General features: G+C 68.9%; 2 protein-coding genes. One reads left to right on the top strand and one right to left on the bottom strand.

The window, feature by feature from the left end:
* A partial coding sequence (locus RT91_RS19230; protein ID WP_051788405.1) for a hydroxyneurosporene synthase occupies window positions 1-702 on the top strand: 702 nt, incomplete at its 5' end.
* A 132-nt stretch (window positions 703-834) separates the two neighbouring features.
* On the opposite strand, the gene RT91_RS21020 is transcribed toward RT91_RS19230, so the two are convergent.
* Window positions 835-1266, bottom strand: a 432-nt coding sequence (locus RT91_RS21020) for an IS5 family transposase (protein ID WP_152982888.1), incomplete at its 5' end; no start/stop codon positions are given.

Genomic DNA, 1266 nt, shown 5'->3' with positions numbered 1-1266 from the left:
ACCGAGCGCCGCCGCCACTGCCTGCGGGCCGAGGCCGACAGCCTCGCCATCGGCCCGAGCCGGCTCGCCGTCGATGCCCGCGGGCTTGCCGCCGAGATCGCCGAATGGTCGAACCCGCTGCCGCGCCGGGTGCGCGGCACGATCCGCCTCGTCCCCCACGCCCTTGAGCCGACTACCTACAAGCTCGATGCGGCGGGCCGGCACCGCTGGCAGCCGCTCGCCCCCTGCGCGCGCATCCGCGTCGCCTTCACCGCGCCCGAACTTGCCTGGGAAGGCAACGCCTATCTCGATCGCAACGACGGCGACGAGCCGATCGCGCATGCCTTTCGGCGCTGGCACTGGTCGCGCGCGGCAACGCGGCAGGGTGCCGCGATCCTCTATCACGCGGAGCGGCGCGACGGCGGGCAGACCTCGCTCGCGCTGGGCTTCGCCGCCGGCGGCGGTGCCACCGCCTTCACGCCGCCGCCCGCCGCCGCCCTGCCGGCGACGCGCTGGCGCCTAGCGCGCGAAACCCGCAGCGATGGCGGCGCCAGCCTCATCCGCAATCTCGAGGATACGCCCTTTTACGCTCGCGCCCGCATCGGCGCCTCGCTCGGCGGCGAGGCGGTCGAGGCCGTGCACGAGACGCTGGATTGCGACCGTCTGGTCCATCCCGCCGTGCAGTTCATGCTGCCCTTCCGCATGCCGCGACGGTTCATCTGAGATTGAGGCAGCCGATCAGAGCATCATCCGATCAGATGGAGTCATCTGATCGGATAAAGATGCTCTGTTTATCAATATGATAGAGCACGACATCCGATCCGAAAGGATCGGAAAGTGCTCTAGGTTCTGGACTCAACTGATCCACGCGGTGACGGCGAGGACGAGGCAGATCCCGGCGAGGAAGTTTCGTGCGGTCTTGTCGTATCGTGTAGCGATGGCGCGCCAGTCTTTGAGCCTGCAGAAGGCACGCTCGATGAGATTGCGCTTTCTGTAGGCGACGGGGTCGAAGGGCGGTATGGCGCGGCGGTTTGGCATGGGCGAGATCACCGGCCTTGTGCCCTGCCTGGTGAGGAAGGCGCGGAGGTCATCGGCGTCGTAGGCCTTGTCGGCGATCAGGTCTTCTGGCGGTGGCATGGTGGGGAGAAGCGCTCGGGCGCCACTGATATCGGAGGCCTGTCCCGGCGTCAGGAGGACGGCGGCGATGCGCCCCAGGTCAGTCCGCGCGGCGTGGNTCTTGGTCGTCCGTCCGCCCCTCGCCGGCCGATGGCCTGGCTTTGCGCCCCC

The sequence above is a fragment of the Acidiphilium sp. JA12-A1 genome, assembly GCF_000724705.2.
Lineage (GTDB): Bacteria > Pseudomonadota > Alphaproteobacteria > Acetobacterales > Acetobacteraceae > Acidiphilium > Acidiphilium multivorum.
Note: the sequence above shows the minus strand (reverse complement) of the source record. Positions and strands in the feature narration are given on the sequence as shown.